We start from the raw sequence: 13,783 nt of genomic DNA on the forward strand, positions 1-13,783 counted from the left end.
GTCGGGGGCCGTGTCCTGGGCCAGCCCCCCGGCATGCTGGCCCAGGACACGGCCCCCGACAACTACGGCCGCACCGTCGGCACCGGCCAACGCCAGGGCAACAACCAGGGCAACGCCGCCACCCCCAGCATGGAAGTGGACGGCCACCAGATCTACTACGACCTGCGCAACGAACTGAAAGTCGCCGACTGGCAGGCCCAGGGCATGAAGGAAGTCTCCTTCCCCCTACCCGGCCGCCGCGAGCTGATGGTCTGCGCCCTGGAGATCGTGGCCACCCGCGGCTCCGGCGGCTGCCGCCTGATGCAACCCAACGACCCCGCCCTGGCCACCATCGGCGACGCCCGCGACGTGGTCAACGTGATGCGCATCTACCGCCGCGGCGAACTGATCTGGCGCGGACCGGGGGCGTACCGCTAGTGCTTTTCCTTCCCCCCGCCTGCGGGGAGAAGGTGCCCAGCGGGCGGATGAGGGGCAGCGCGCGGTAACGAACCGGGCGCCGAGGCATCCGCACTCCGCTCGCCCCCCCACCCACCGCCCGTATCAAGTCCCGGGCCCGGATTTCCCGCGCAGGGAGAGGGAAAGCCCAACCGCCTGCAGTCACTCCCCGTCAGCTCGCACCGTCACCCGCATCTCGCGCGCGAACACCCGTTCGAACCCGTGGTACGGCAGCGGACTGGCGGACCACACCGCGTCCTCCACGGACCGTCGCCCCGCCTCGTCGAAGGTGCACGCCGGATGAGCCGCCACATGCAGTACCTCGCCACCCGGCAACTGCCGCACCAGCACCGGACACTGGCCCGTGACGCCTTCCGCCGGCAGCACCCAGTGGGTGCGGATGGCATGCCGCACAGCCTGCGAATAGGCGCGGTGCAACTCGGCGTCTTCGGAGACGGGCTGGGCGACGGCGGAGGTGGCCAGCAGCAGCATGAGTGCAGGGATGGCGTGGCGGCGGGCAGTTGTCATGGGATACGCGCATACCGATGCGGAGTACATGCCGAACACACCCTCTATGCCGCGATCCGCGTGATGCGCGCGACCGCGTCGCCCAAGGCGCGGCGCGCTTCTTCCAGGTCATAGTCGGCCTGCAGGCCCAGCCAGAAGCGTTCGCTTGTGCCCAAGGCCGCCGCCAGCCGGACCGCCGTGTCGGCGCTGATGCCGCGCTTGCCCAGCACGATTTCGTGGACGCGGCGCGGCGGCCCCCCGGCCGCCCGCGCCAGCGCGTTCTGGCTGATGCCCATCGGCAGCAGGAACTCTTCCAACAGCACTTCACCGGGATGGATATTGGGCAGGGTCTTCATGGAAGAACTCCTCTCATGACAGGTCAGTGGTAATCGACGATTTCCACGCCGTGCGCGTCGCCCTGCTTCCAGCGGAAGCAGACGCGCCATTGATCGTTGATCCGAATACTGTGCTGGCCCTTGCGGTCGCCTTTCAGCGCCTCCAGCCGGTTCGCCGGTGGAATGCGCAGATCGTCCAGCGTGGCAGCGTTGTTCAACATGCGCAGCTTGCGACGGGCAACAGCCTGAATGCCGGACGGCAGACGCCGTGAAGGCGTGCCGTTCCAGACGTTCTCGGCTTCCTTGTCGGCGAAGTCCCGGATCACGGGGCTACCATAACGCCGCCCGTCATGTAACGCAACCCGTCATAGGCTAAACGAAAAAAGGCCCGAGGACGCCGGCTCCCGGGCACCACCCGTCCGTAGGCTGGGTCGACAGACCCAGCACCAGAGGTTTACGCGCACGGGATGCTGGGTCTGTCGACCCGGCCTACAAAAGCCGACGCCGTCACCCGCAAAGAAAACCCCGCCGAGGCGGGGTTTCAGTGGATCACACGGAGCCTCAGTTGAACCGCGCGCCGGGTTCGGGGCCGGGCACGCCGCGCGCGGGGTCCATCGCGTCGACGACGGCGAGGCGCTGCGCGAGTTCATCATCGCTTAGTACGCCCTCGCGGTGCAGCCACTTGAAACGGCTACGGTGCTGCTCGGGCGAATCGTTCTCTGGCATGAAGTCGTATTGCTCGCGCATGTAAGCGGCTCGACGGGTGACGATCTCGTCGAGGATGCGCTGACCCTCCGGACCGTCGATGACCAGCAGATTGCCGGCCTCGGTCGGAATGATGGTGAAGCGCGTCGAGAACAGGTGATAGGCGCCGTAACAGGCCAGGCCCACCCAGATCCAGAACGAGATCTTCAGCCCCTGGTCGCCGGTCAGGCTCAGGCCCGTCGTCACCACACCGAGCACGATCCACAGCAGGCCCACGTTGCGCAGCCATTGGTTGCGCTCGACCAGGGTCTGCCGATCGCGGCTGATCGCCGAGTAAGGCACCGAGAACGAGCGGCTGCCGGAACTGTCCTGCACGTGGTAGTCCAGTTCCTCGTCACCGAAGACGTAACGCACCCGGTTGGAGTACTTCTTCTGACTGATTTCCATGTCGGCCTCCCCGCGGCCTCTCCGATGGCAGGGGACTATAAGCGACGGGGCGTGACACGTCAGCCCCGTGCAGGGCACAAAGAAAAACCCCGCCGAAGCGGGGCTTTCGTTTTCTGCGGCTTACATGTTCCGCCGGTACTCGCCGCCCACGTCGTACAGCGCGTGGCTGATCTGGCCCAGGCTGTGGGTCTTCACCGCCTCGACCAGGGCCTCGAACACGTTGCGGCGCTCGCGGGCGGTACGCTGCAGGTAGGCCAGGCCGTGGCCGTCGTGGACTTCCGGCTCAGCGTGTTCTTCCATCGCCGCGGCGTGGCTGTGGTCGGTCTCGCCTTCCGGCGCCAGCCCGTTGCGGCTGGCCTGCCACGCGCGGACGTTGGCGATCTGCTGGGCCTTCTCTTCCTCGGTCGAGCGGATCAGCTCGATCTCGGTGGCGATCTCGCCGCCGTGCTCGCGCGGCAGGAAGGTGTTCACGCCCACCAGCGGCAGGCTGCCGTCGTGCTTCTTGTGCTCGTAGTACAGCGACTCTTCCTGGATCTTGCCGCGCTGGTACATGGTGTCCATCGCGCCCAGCCCGCCGCCGCGCTCGCTGATGGCCTCGAATTCCTTGTAGACCGCCTCTTCCACGATGTCGGTCAGCTGGTCGACGACGAAGCTGCCCTGCCAGGGGTTCTCGTTGAAGTTCAGCCCCAGCTCCTTGTTGATGATCATCTGGATGGCCACCGCGCGGCGCACGCTCTCTTCCGTGGGCGTGGTGATCGCCTCGTCATAGGCATTCGTATGCAGGCTGTTGCAGTTGTCGAACAGCGCATACAGCGCCTGCAGCGTGGTGCGGATGTCGTTGAACTGGATCTCCTGCGCGTGCAGCGAGCGGCCCGAGGTCTGGATGTGGTACTTCATCATCTGGCTGCGCTCGTTGGCGCCGTAGCGCTCGCGCATGGCACGCGCCCAGATGCGACGGGCGACGCGGCCGATGACGGTGTACTCCGGGTCCATGCCGTTGCTGAAGAAGAACGACAGGTTGGGCGCGAAGTCGTCGATCTTCATGCCGCGCGCCAGGTAGTACTCGACAATGGTGAAGCCGTTGCTCAGGGTGAAGGCGAGCTGGCTGATCGGGTTCGCCCCGGCCTCGGCGATGTGGTAGCCGCTGATGCTCACCGAGTAGAAGTTGCGCACGCCGTTGTCGACGAAGTACTGCTGGATGTCGCCCATCATGCGCAGGGCGAACTCGGTGCTGAAGATGCAGGTGTTCTGCGCCTGGTCTTCCTTCAGGATGTCGGCCTGCACGGTGCCGCGCACGGTGGCCAGCGTCTCGGCCTTGATGCGGGCATAGGTGTCCGCGTCCACCAGCTGGTTGCCGGTGATGCCCAGCAGGCCCAGGCCCAGGCCGTTGTTGGTCGGCGGCAGTTCGCCGTGATACTGCGGCCGAACGCGGCCTTCGAAGAAGGCGTCGATCTTCTTCTGCGCCTCGGCCCAGCGCGCGTCGTCGGCCTTCAGGTACTTCTCCACCTGCTGGTCGATGGCGGTGTTCATGAACATTGCCAGGATGATCGGCGCCGGGCCGTTGATGGTCATCGACACCGAGGTGGTGGGCGCGCACAGGTCGAAGCCGGAGTACAGCTTCTTCATGTCGTCCAGCGTGGGGATGTTGACGCCGGAGTTGCCGATCTTGCCGTAGATGTCCGGACGCGGCGCCGGATCTTCGCCGTACAGGGTGACGCTGTCGAAGGCGGTGGACAGGCGCGCGGCCGGCTGGCCGACGCTCAGGTAATGGAAGCGGCGATTGGTGCGCTCCGGCGTGCCCTCGCCCGCGAACATGCGGATGGGGTCCTCGCCGGTGCGGCGGTACGGATACACGCCGCCGGTGTACGGATAGCTGCCCGGCAGATTCTCCTTCTGCAGGAACGTCAGCAGTTCGCCCCAGCCCTGGTACGGCGGCGGCGCGATCTTCGGGATCTGCTGGTGACTGAGCGAGGTGGTGTAGTTGTCGATGCGGATGGTCTTGCCGCGCACCTGGTACTCGTTCACCGGGTCGGTCACCGCCTTGTGGCGGGCCGGCCATTCGCGCAGCAGCTTGAGCGCTTCGGACGACAGCGACTGGATCGCATCGTTGTAGCGCTGGCGCAGCGTCAACAAGGAGCGGTCGGGGCCGTTGTAGGAGCGGGCCATGCCCGCGATGCTTTCCTCCGCAGCCGACGGAAGAGCATCGCGCCCATGGGGCGCATCTACAAGAGCGTCGGTGGCGTAAAGCTCCAGCGCCTTCGGCAACGCCGGATCTTCCAGATCCTTCAACGCGTTCCAGTAGTGTTGCGCGCGGCTGGCGGTCTCGGCTTCGGTCTCGATGCGGCGATTGATGCCGCGGCCCTGTTCGGCGATCTCGGCCAGGTAGCGCACGCGGCTGCCGGGGATCAGCACCGTGGCGCGTGGTTCCTTCAGATCCGTGTCGATGGCGGGCGTCCACTTCTCCGCCGGCAGCTGCAGCTTGTCGCGCAGCAGGCGGCACAGGTTGGCGAACATCCAGCTGACGCCGGGGTCGTTGAACTGGCTGGCGATGGTGGGATACACCGGCACGTCGGCGTCCGCGGTCTGGAACGCCACGCGGTTGCGCTTCCACTGCTTGCGCACGTCGCGCAGGGCGTCTTCGGCGCCGCGCTTGTCGTACTTGTTCAGCACGATCAGCTCGGCGAAGTCGATCATGTCGATCTTCTCCAGCTGACTGGCCGCACCGTAGTCGCTGGTCATGACGTACATGGGGAAGTCGACCAGGTCGACGATCTCCGAATCGCTCTGGCCGATGCCGGCGGTCTCCACGATCACCAGGTCGAAGCCCAGCGACTTCAGGAAGGCGATGCAGTCCTTCAGCACGGCATTGGTCGCCACGTGCTGGCGGCGGGTCGCCATCGAGCGCATGTAGATGCGCTCGCTGCGCAGCGTGTTCATGCGGATGCGGTCGCCCAGCAGCGCGCCACCGGTGCGGCGACGGGTGGGATCAACCGAGATCACCGCGATGTGCATCTGCGGGAAGCACGACAGGAAGCGGTTCATCAGCTCGTCGGTGACCGACGACTTGCCCGCGCCGCCGGTGCCGGTGATGCCGACCACGGGCGTTCCGCCCGTGCGGGAATGGGGAACGGGGAATGGGGAATCGGAGCCGGCGGCAGCCCATTGCTTGCGCAGCCTGGCCAGCTCCTGCTCATTGAAAACGCCATCCTCGATGGCGGACATCATGCGGCCGATGGCGGCTTCGTCGTGCAGATCGGGCCTGACGGCGTGCAGGGATTCCCCATTCCCTGTTCCCGATTCCCGCGCGTGCTGCGCACGCGCCACCACGTCCTGGATCATTTCCACCAGGCCCATCTTCATGCCGTCGTTCGGGTGGTAGATGCGCTCCACGCCGTAGGCCTGCAGTTCGGCGATCTCCTCCGGGGTGATGGTGCCGCCGCCGCCGCCGAACACGCGCACGTGGCCGGCGCCACGCTCCTTCAGCATGTCGACCATGTACTTGAAGTACTCGACATGTCCGCCCTGGTAACTGGCCAGCGCGATGCCGTCGGCGTCTTCCTGCAGCGCGGCGCGCACGACATCCTCGACGCTGCGGTTGTGGCCCAGGTGGATCACCTCCGCACCCTCGCCCTGGATCAGCCGCCGCATGATGTTGATGGCGGCGTCGTGCCCGTCGAACAGGCTGGCCGCGGTCACGAAGCGCAGCGGCGTACGGTCGGTCTGGGCGGCGGGAAACTGGCTGGCGGGTGTACTCACGCGTGCTCACTCACGGTACGAATGCAGAAGCGGGATTGTAGCCGCTCGTGCGTGAGCACCTCACCTTTTGCATACCAATGGACCGGCTCGCCTCACGATACGGGAGCGTGCGGAACGCCGGTCAGCACAGCCCGAACGGCAGCGCATGCGTGGACACGACGCGCTGCCCGACGGGGTCGCCACGAAGGAAGCGCAGCGACGCATCGAGCGTTTCCGGCGCGATGGTCACGCGGTGGTGGCCCAGGCCGGTGGTGCTGAGCAGCGTGGCCTGCGGCCAGTAACGCGCGTAGCGCTCACCCTCGCACCACGGCACATCGGTGTCTTCCAAGTCGTGCACGATCAGGCCGGGACGACCGATGCGCGGGGCCGTGGCGTGGGCATGCAGGTCGCCCACGTCATGAGCGGTGAGTTCCTGGTACTCGTCGAACAGGCGCCGGCTGAGGAACTGCGCCAGTCCCACCATGCCGCCGAAGCGGCGCGCGGCGTCGAAGGGATCGGCCGCAGGCGCCAGCAGGATCACCCGTTCTGCCTGCAGCCCGCGCGCCATGGCGATGGCGGTCCCTGCCCCGCCCAGCGAATGGCCGACGACGGCGGCCAGCGGGCCGACGTGTTCGCCTACGCGGACAATCGCGTCGGCGAACATCGGCAGCGTGGCGCGGCGGCCGCTGCTGCGGCCATGCGCGGGCTGGTCGAACGTCACCACGGCGTAGCCAGCGCGACGCAGCGGTTCCACCCACGGCAGGAAACGCAGGCCAAAGCTGGACCAGCCATGGGCCAGCAGGACGGTCGGCTGGCGGGCGGGATCGCCCCATGTATAAGTGGTCAGCCGTTCGCGGCCGAAGACCAGTTCACCCACGCGCGCGCCGCCGGTATCGGCCTGCCTCGCCCGCGTGCGGGCACCGGGCATGGGCGTGCAGAACAGCTGGAACGCGCGGGTCAGCGTGCTGCGCGGGGCGAGCCAGCTGCCGACGGCCAGGCGGACGCTCAGCAGGCGCAGCGCGAGAGGTTTGCGAACGGTCGTGCTATTTTGACGGACAGTGACAGCGGCCATGGCGGCGGACCTCGGGAGCGTCAGGCGGGGGTGGAGACAGCGGGGGCGCCGTAGGACGCCAGCAGGCGGTCCAGGGAACGGCGGGCAAGCAACGGCGCCTGTTCGGCGTCGTAAAGACGGGCGTCGTGCAGGCCCTGGGCGACGGCGAACAGTTCGAACGCGAGCAGGACCGGGTCGGTTTTCGCCGACAGTTCGCCGGTGTCGATGCACATGCCGATCGCCTTCACCAGCTGCTGGCGCAGCTGCAGCAGCCAGTCGACGACACGGTCGTGCAGCAGGCCCGGACGGGCGTCGTATTCGTGCGCGGCCGCCAGGATGACGCAGCCATCCGGGTTGTCGCACACCCAGCGGAACCAGTTCTCCATGATCGCGCGCAGGCGCGGCAGGCCGCGCGGCTGGCCGATGGCCGGGGCGATTACGGCGCGGGCGTACCGCTCGGCCGTCCATTCCAGCACGGTCAACTGCAGGTCCTCGCGCGAGCCGAAGTGGGCGAACACGCCGCTCTTGGACATGCCGGCCGCCGTGGCCAGTTCACCGATGGACAGGCCCTCCAGACCGTGCCGGGCGGCGATGTCGTAGGCCCGCGCCAGGATCATCTCGCGGGTGGCGTTGCCCTTGTGGGTGGCGGCTTGCGGCGTCATGCGGGCAGAAATAGCACGACCGTTCGATTTGCACAACCGGCCTCGCGGCCGATGTGCCGTGGCGGCATGGTCATGCCGCCCACCGCCGATTGCATTAAACTGCCGCCCTGCGACGACCACGGCCATGTTCCGGAAACGTCGCTTTTTTCTTTTCTGACAACCCGTTAGCCGTGAAGGCAAGCCCGCGCCGGCCCCACCCGCGCACCGGAGCCCACCCATGATCTTCGAAACCCTCGACACTTCCGGCCACGAACAGGTCATCTTCTGCCACAACCCGGATGCCGGGCTGAAGGCCATCATCGCCATCCACAGCACCGTGCTGGGCCCGGCGCTGGGCGGCGTGCGCATGCGGCCCTATGCCGACAGCGCGCTGGCGCTGAACGACGCGCTGCGGCTGAGCCGCACGATGACCTACAAGAACGCCCTGGCCGGCCTGAACGTGGGCGGCGGCAAGGCCGTGATCATCGGCGACAGCACCGTGGACAAGACCGAGGTGCTGTTCCGCAGCTTCGGCCGCTACGTGGATTCGCTGGGCGGCCGCTACATCACCGCCGAAGACGTGGGGACCGACGTCAACGACATGGAGAACGTCTACCGCGAGACCGAATACGTGGTGGGCGTGCACCAGGTGCACGGCGGCTCCGGCGACCCGGCGCCGTTCACCGCCTACGGCGCGCTGCAGGGCCTGATGGCCACGCTGAACCGCAAGTTCGGCAACGAGGAGATCGGCAAGTACAGCTTCGCCGTGCAGGGCCTGGGCCACATCGGCATGGAATACGTGAAGCTGCTGAAGGAACGCGGCGCCAAGCTGTTCGTCACCGACCTGAATCCGGCGCTGGTCGAACACGCGGTGGAGGAATACGGCGCCGAAGCCGTCAAGCCCGACGAGATCTACGACCTGCCGGTGGACGTGTTCAGCCCGTGCGCGCTGGAATACGCGATCAACGAGCAGACCCTGCCCCGCCTGAAGGCCAAGGTGATCTGCGGCACCGCCAACAACCAGATGTCGCATGTCACCGGCGTGGAAGCGGCCAAGCGCGGCATCCTGTATGCGCCCGATTACGCGGTGAACGCCGGCGGCGTGATGAACGTGTCGCTGGAGATCGACGGCTACAACCGCGAGCGCGCCATGCGCATGATGCGGACCATCTACCACACGGTCGGCAGGATCTTCGACCTGGCGGAGAAGGAAAACATCGCGCCGCAGTACGCCGCCGACCGCATCGCCGAAGCGCGCATGACCGCGATCGGCAAGCTCAAGCTGCCGCTGGGCCGCACCGCGCCGCGCTTCATGGGGCATCTGCGCGGCGAACACTGACGTAGGACGTTCCATCGACAACATGGATTGGCCGCAATAGGAGGGAGGACCGAATGCGACCGGATACCGTCAGCGGGTTTCCGCTGGGCGAAGACCTGGATGCGCTGCGCGAAGCCGTGCAGCGGTTCGCGCAGACCGAGATCGCGCCGCGTGCGGCGCAGATCGACCACGACAATGCGTTCCCGCAGGACCTGTGGCCCAAGCTGGGCGAACTGGGCCTGCTGGGCATCACCGTGGACCCCGAATTCGGCGGCAGCGGCATGGGTTACCTGGCCCATCTGGTGGCGATGGAGGAGATTTCGCGCGCCTCGGGCTCGGTGGGCCTGAGCTACGGCGCGCACTCCAACCTGTGCGTTTCCAACCTCTACCTCAACGGCAACGCCGCCCAGCGCGCGAAGTACCTGCCGAAGCTGTGCAGCGGCGAGTGGAAGGGCGCGCTGGCCATGAGCGAGCCGGGCGCAGGCTCGGACGTGGTCGGCTCGATGAGCTGCCGTGCCGAGCTCAAGGATGGCGTGTGGCTCGCCAACGGCAACAAGATGTGGATCACCAACGGGCCGGAAGCCGATGTGCTGCTGGTCTACATGCGCACCGCCGGCAAGGACGCGGGCAGCAAGTGCATGACCGCCTTCATCGTCGAGCGCGGCATGAAGGGCTTCTCCACCGCGCAGAAGCTGGACAAGCTGGGCATGCGCGGCAGCAACACCTGCGAACTGGTGTTCGAGAACTGCGAGATCCCGGCCGAGAACGTGCTGGGCGAGGTCAATCAGGGCGTGCGCGTGCTGATGAGCGGCCTGAACACCGAGCGCCTGGTGTTGAGCGGCGGACCCATCGGCCTGATGCAGGCCGCGCTCGACATCACCCTGCCCTACGTGCGCGAACGCAAGCAGTTCGACGCAGCCATCGGCCCCTTCGGGCTGATGCAGGGCAAGCTGGCCGACATGTACACCGCCCTGCAGTCCAGCCGCGCCTTCGCCTACCAGGTGGCGCGCGGATGCGACGAAGGCCAGGGCTCGCGCGCCGCGGCGGCCGGCTGCCTGCTGCATGCCTCCGAAGCGGCCGTGCAGGTCACGCTGGAAGCCATCCAGTCCCTGGGCGGCAACGGCTACATCAACGAGTACCCCGCCGGCCGCCTGCTCCGCGACGCCAAGCTGTATGCCATCGGCGCGGGCACCAACGAGATCCGCCGCATGCTGATCGGGCGGGAACTGTTCGACGGCCGGGGCTGATCTGGAGGTCGTCGTAGGGTGGGCCCCGGCCCGCCGTTACGTACGTGCGTCCATCGCGAAGGCGGGCTTGAGCCCGCCCTACGCCGCGCCTTGAGCACCCCAACGCCCCGCACGCCGCTCACTCCAGCGCCGGCCACGCGGCGGCATCCAGCGTCTCCCGGTACCCATGCCAACTGGCGTAGGCCAGCCAGGGCATCAGCAGGCCCAGGCCCAGCAGCGCGGTGGCGAAGCCGATCGCCGTCAGCACCACCAGCAGCAGGCCCCACACCAGCATCACGCGCTTGTTGCGCATCACGGCATGCACGCTGGAGACGGCCGCCGTCACCATGTCCACGTCGCGGTCGGCGATCATCGGCAATGAGAAGGCGGTAACGGCGAAGGTGAGCGTGGCGAACACCGCGCCGACCGCAGACCCCAGCGCGAGGAACTCCCAGAACGCGCCCGGATCCCCGCCGTCGAACGGGAAGAACGCACCGACCCTCATGCCGGCGCGCGACCACAGCAGGATGATCACCCCCTGCCCCAGCGCGAACACCCCCGCCTGCCCCAGCACGCGGCGCGCAAGCACGAACGAATCGCGCAGGCGCGGCGTGCGCCCCTGCTCCAGCGCCCGGCTGACGCAGTACAGGCCCACGCAGATCAAGGGCGCCACGAACACGAAGCCCGACAGCAGAGTCGCGAGCAGCGCGAAGCGCCCCAGCGCATAGGCCAGCCATGAGATGCCGGCACTGACCAGCACGATCACCACCCCGAACAGCAGGCTCAATGCCGGCGCGCGGCGCAGGTCCCGCCAGCCCGCACGCAGCCAGCGCCAGGGCGCGCCCGTGTCCAGATCGGCGCAGGGCACGACGAAAGGACGCGCCGCCGGGTCTGTCGCTGGTGGTTCCGCCATGCTCCCCTCCTGCCACCAGCATACGCCGGCGCGGCCCTGTACCAACGGCCGATTTGCCCGCCGTCGGGCGGGGGCGGGATAATCGGCGCCTCACTCCTCGCGGGAACCTCCCATGTCCGACATCGTCATCGCCGCCGCCAAGCGCACCGCCATCGGCTCGTTCCTTGGCCAGTTCAACGGCGTTCCCACCCCGACGCTGGGCGCCGCCGCCATCGCCGCGGCACTGGAGCAGTCCGGCATTCCGGCCGCGGACGTGTCCGAGGTCATCATGGGCTGCGTGCTGCCGGCCAACCTGGGCCAGGCGCCGGCTCGCCAGGCCTCCCGCGCCGCGGGCATTCCCGATGCGGCCGGCGCCACCACCATCAACAAGGTGTGCGGCTCGGGCATGAAGGCCATCATGCTGGGACATGACCTGATCAAGGCCGGGTCGGCCAGCATCGTGGTCGCCGGCGGCATGGAGTCCATGAGCAATGCCCCGCACATGATTCCCAACTCGCGCACTGGCAACCGCTACGGCAACTTCCAGGCCGTCGACCACATGGCCTGGGACGGCCTGACCAATCCCTACGACGGCCAGGCCATGGGCGTGTTCGCCGAGGCCACCGTGGCCAAGTTCGGTTTCACCCGCGAGGAGCAGGACGCCTACGCCATCGAATCGGTCACCCGCGCCCAGGCGGCACAGACCTCGGGCGCCTTCGACGGCGAGATCGTTCCGGTCAAGGTCGCCACCCGCAAGGGTGAGGTGGAAGTGGCCTCGGACGAGCAGCCGGGCAAGTCGGATGTCGCCAAGATCCCCACCCTGAAGCCCGCCTTCAAGAAGGACGGCAGCGTCACCGCGGCCAGTTCGTCCAGCATCTCCGACGGCGCTGCGGCCACCGTGCTGCTGAGCGCCGACGAAGCCGCCCGGCGCGGCATCCAGCCGCTGGCCCGGATCGTCGGCCACGCCACGTATTCGCAGGCACCGGAGTGGTTCACCACCGCGCCGGTCGCGGCCATCGACAAACTGCTCAAGCAGGTCGGCTGGACCGTGGACCAGGTGGACCTGTTCGAGGTCAACGAGGCCTTCGCCGTCGTGGCCATGGCGCCGATCAAGGAACTGGGCATCCCCCACGCCAAGGTCAACGTCAACGGCGGTGCCTGTGCGCTGGGCCATCCGATCGGCGCCTCCGGCGCGCGCCTGGTGGTCACCCTGGTCAACGCGCTGCGTGTCCGCGGCCTCAAGCGTGGCATCGCCACCCTGTGCATCGGCGGCGGCGAAGCCACGGCCGTCGCGGTCGAGATCGTCTGAGTTCTTGCGCAAATATGGGGGGCGAAGCGGCCGTGCTTCGCCCGCCCCATAAGGTTTAACAACGGAGTGACAAAGATAACCGGCCAGGCGCTTGACACGCGTAATGGGCTTGTCATCATGTTGCAGGCGCGCAATTGCGCGTTGCCTAACTAACGACGAGGAAATTCAACGATGACCATGAACAAGGCTCTGATCGCGCTGGCTCTGGGTTTCGCCCTGGCTGCGTGCTCGAACCAGGAACAGGCCGCCGACGCCGCTGCTGACGCCGCCGCGACCGCGACCGAAGCCCAGGCTGCCGCCGACGCCGCCGCCGCCACCGGCGAAGCGACCGCCGACGCCGCCCAGCAGTCGGCCGACGCCGCTGCCGCTGCCGCCGACGCCGCTGCCACCGCCGCGACCGACGCTGCTGCCGCCACCACGACGGAAGCCGCTGACGCTGCTGCCGACGCCGCTGCCCAGGCTGCCGACACCGCCGAAGCCGCGACCGACGCTGCCAAGGAAGCCACCAAGCAGTAATCTGCTGGCGGTTGCCTGATTTGGCGTTAAACTGAGAGAGCCGCCAGTTCGCTGGCGGCTTTTTCTGTATCCGGGACCGGGTTCCCTTCCGTGTCGCGCCTGTTCGCGATCGGACGCAGGGGCCTTGCCCGACACCATCTTCCACACTACCGATTTGGGGATCCACCATGAAGATCAAGAGCACCGTCCTGCTGGTCGCCGCCGCCCTGGCACTGAGCGCCTGCACGAAGAGCGAGAACACCGACGCCGCCGCTGCCGACGCCGCTGCCGCCGCCGACCAGGCCGCCGCCGCTGCCGGTGACGCCGCCACCGCCGCCGGCGACGCCGCTGCTGCCGCGGGCGACGCTGCCGCCGCTGCCACCGCCGACGCCGCTGCCGCCGCCACGGCCGCCGCCTCCGACGCCGCTGCTGCGACCGAAGCCGCCGCCACCGACGCTGCCGCCGCCGCTGCTTCGGCCACCGCCGACGCCGCCCAGGCGACCGCCGACAAGGCTGCCGAAGTGGCCGAGAAGGCCGACGCCAAGGCTGAAGAAGTCAAGAAGTAATCGACTCGCGTTCGCGCGAATCGGAAAAGGCCCGCGCAAGCGGGCCTTTTCTTTTGCACTGCGGTTTGGCGCGTGCCGGGCTTTATGGTCTGATGCCGCCTTTCCTGCCTTTCCGTACCGC

The 13,783-nt window shown here is 67.8% G+C and carries 13 protein-coding genes and 1 pseudogene; 6 read left to right on the top strand and 8 right to left on the bottom strand.

The window, feature by feature from the left end:
• Window positions 1-417: pseudogene (locus tag CSC76_RS08300) on the top strand (type II toxin-antitoxin system RelE/ParE family toxin); the annotation flags it as partial.
• 180 nt (window positions 418-597) lie between these two features.
• On the opposite strand, the gene CSC76_RS08305 reads toward CSC76_RS08300, so the two are convergent.
• From CSC76_RS08305 to CSC76_RS08335, 7 genes are all read right to left on the bottom strand, one after another.
• Entirely contained in the window at window positions 598-963 is a 366-nt protein-coding gene (locus CSC76_RS08305; protein WP_162109564.1) for an energy transducer TonB, read from the bottom strand.
• Window positions 964-1,007: 44 nt separating this feature from the next.
• The gene (locus CSC76_RS08310; protein ID WP_162109565.1) at window positions 1,008-1,298 is read right to left on the bottom strand and encodes a HigA family addiction module antitoxin; all 291 of its coding nucleotides are present in this window, start codon (window positions 1,296-1,298) and stop codon (window positions 1,008-1,010) included.
• A 23-nt stretch (window positions 1,299-1,321) separates the two neighbouring features.
• Window positions 1,322-1,603, bottom strand: coding sequence for a type II toxin-antitoxin system RelE/ParE family toxin (locus CSC76_RS08315; RefSeq protein ID WP_162109566.1), 282 nt, complete (start codon window positions 1,601-1,603; stop codon window positions 1,322-1,324).
• Window positions 1,604-1,838: 235 nt separating this feature from the next.
• Window positions 1,839-2,429 (bottom strand): hypothetical protein, encoded by a 591-nt coding sequence (locus CSC76_RS08320; RefSeq protein WP_162109567.1) that lies wholly within the window; start codon window positions 2,427-2,429, stop codon window positions 1,839-1,841.
• Window positions 2,430-2,549: 120 nt separating this feature from the next.
• Entirely contained in the window at window positions 2,550-6,185 is a 3,636-nt protein-coding gene (locus CSC76_RS08325; RefSeq protein WP_162109568.1) for a methylmalonyl-CoA mutase family protein, read from the bottom strand.
• A gap of 121 nt (window positions 6,186-6,306) precedes the next feature.
• The gene (locus CSC76_RS08330) at window positions 6,307-7,236 is read right to left on the bottom strand and encodes an alpha/beta hydrolase (protein WP_162109569.1); all 930 of its coding nucleotides are present in this window, start codon (window positions 7,234-7,236) and stop codon (window positions 6,307-6,309) included.
• A 20-nt stretch (window positions 7,237-7,256) separates the two neighbouring features.
• Window positions 7,257-7,877, bottom strand: a complete 621-nt coding sequence (locus CSC76_RS08335) for a TetR/AcrR family transcriptional regulator (RefSeq protein ID WP_162109570.1) — start codon at window positions 7,875-7,877, stop codon at window positions 7,257-7,259.
• Between the two features lie 217 nt (window positions 7,878-8,094).
• Between CSC76_RS08335 and CSC76_RS08340 the strand changes: the two genes are divergently transcribed.
• Together CSC76_RS08340 and CSC76_RS08345 are read left to right on the top strand one after the other, a co-directional pair.
• Window positions 8,095-9,195, top strand: a complete 1,101-nt coding sequence (locus CSC76_RS08340) for a Glu/Leu/Phe/Val dehydrogenase dimerization domain-containing protein (RefSeq protein WP_162109571.1) — start codon at window positions 8,095-8,097, stop codon at window positions 9,193-9,195.
• A gap of 53 nt (window positions 9,196-9,248) precedes the next feature.
• Window positions 9,249-10,421, top strand: a complete 1,173-nt coding sequence (locus CSC76_RS08345) for an isovaleryl-CoA dehydrogenase (RefSeq protein ID WP_162109572.1) — start codon at window positions 9,249-9,251, stop codon at window positions 10,419-10,421.
• 118 nt (window positions 10,422-10,539) lie between these two features.
• Here CSC76_RS08345 and CSC76_RS08350 read toward each other — a convergent pair whose 3' ends face one another.
• Window positions 10,540-11,313, bottom strand: a complete 774-nt coding sequence (locus CSC76_RS08350; protein ID WP_162109573.1) for a DUF2189 domain-containing protein — start codon at window positions 11,311-11,313, stop codon at window positions 10,540-10,542.
• Between the two features lie 112 nt (window positions 11,314-11,425).
• Between CSC76_RS08350 and CSC76_RS08355 the strand changes: the two genes are divergently transcribed.
• The 3 genes from CSC76_RS08355 to CSC76_RS08365 all read left to right on the top strand — a co-directional run bounded on the left by CSC76_RS08355 (window position 11,426) and on the right by CSC76_RS08365 (window position 13,662).
• Entirely contained in the window at window positions 11,426-12,601 is a 1,176-nt protein-coding gene (locus CSC76_RS08355; protein WP_162109574.1) for a thiolase family protein, read from the top strand.
• Between the two features lie 171 nt (window positions 12,602-12,772).
• On the top strand, window positions 12,773-13,117 hold the full coding sequence (locus CSC76_RS08360; protein ID WP_162109575.1) for a hypothetical protein: 345 nt from the start codon (window positions 12,773-12,775) through the stop codon (window positions 13,115-13,117).
• A 167-nt stretch (window positions 13,118-13,284) separates the two neighbouring features.
• Window positions 13,285-13,662, top strand: a complete 378-nt coding sequence (locus CSC76_RS08365; protein ID WP_162109576.1) for a hypothetical protein — start codon at window positions 13,285-13,287, stop codon at window positions 13,660-13,662.
• Window positions 13,663-13,783 lie beyond the last annotated feature (121 nt).

This window comes from Pseudoxanthomonas mexicana (genome assembly GCF_010093385.1).
In the GTDB taxonomy this organism is placed as follows: Bacteria; Pseudomonadota; Gammaproteobacteria; order Xanthomonadales; family Xanthomonadaceae; genus Pseudoxanthomonas_A; species Pseudoxanthomonas_A mexicana.

Coding starts and splice junctions, on each gene's coding strand:
- CSC76_RS08305 (WP_162109564.1), bottom strand. CDS start 963: ATGACAACTGCCCGCCGCCACGCCATCCCTGCACTCATGCTGCTGCTG.
- CSC76_RS08330 (WP_162109569.1), bottom strand. CDS start 7,236: ATGGCCGCTGTCACTGTCCGTCAAAATAGCACGACCGTTCGCAAACCT.
- CSC76_RS08340 (WP_162109571.1), top strand. CDS start 8,095: ATGATCTTCGAAACCCTCGACACTTCCGGCCACGAACAGGTCATCTTC.
- CSC76_RS08365 (WP_162109576.1), top strand. CDS start 13,285: ATGAAGATCAAGAGCACCGTCCTGCTGGTCGCCGCCGCCCTGGCACTG.
- CSC76_RS08320 (WP_162109567.1), bottom strand. CDS start 2,429: ATGGAAATCAGTCAGAAGAAGTACTCCAACCGGGTGCGTTACGTCTTC.
- CSC76_RS08355 (WP_162109574.1), top strand. CDS start 11,426: ATGTCCGACATCGTCATCGCCGCCGCCAAGCGCACCGCCATCGGCTCG.
- CSC76_RS08360 (WP_162109575.1), top strand. CDS start 12,773: ATGACCATGAACAAGGCTCTGATCGCGCTGGCTCTGGGTTTCGCCCTG.
- CSC76_RS08350 (WP_162109573.1), bottom strand. CDS start 11,313: ATGGCGGAACCACCAGCGACAGACCCGGCGGCGCGTCCTTTCGTCGTG.
- CSC76_RS08335 (WP_162109570.1), bottom strand. CDS start 7,877: ATGACGCCGCAAGCCGCCACCCACAAGGGCAACGCCACCCGCGAGATG.
- CSC76_RS08310 (WP_162109565.1), bottom strand. CDS start 1,298: ATGAAGACCCTGCCCAATATCCATCCCGGTGAAGTGCTGTTGGAAGAG.
- CSC76_RS08345 (WP_162109572.1), top strand. CDS start 9,249: ATGCGACCGGATACCGTCAGCGGGTTTCCGCTGGGCGAAGACCTGGAT.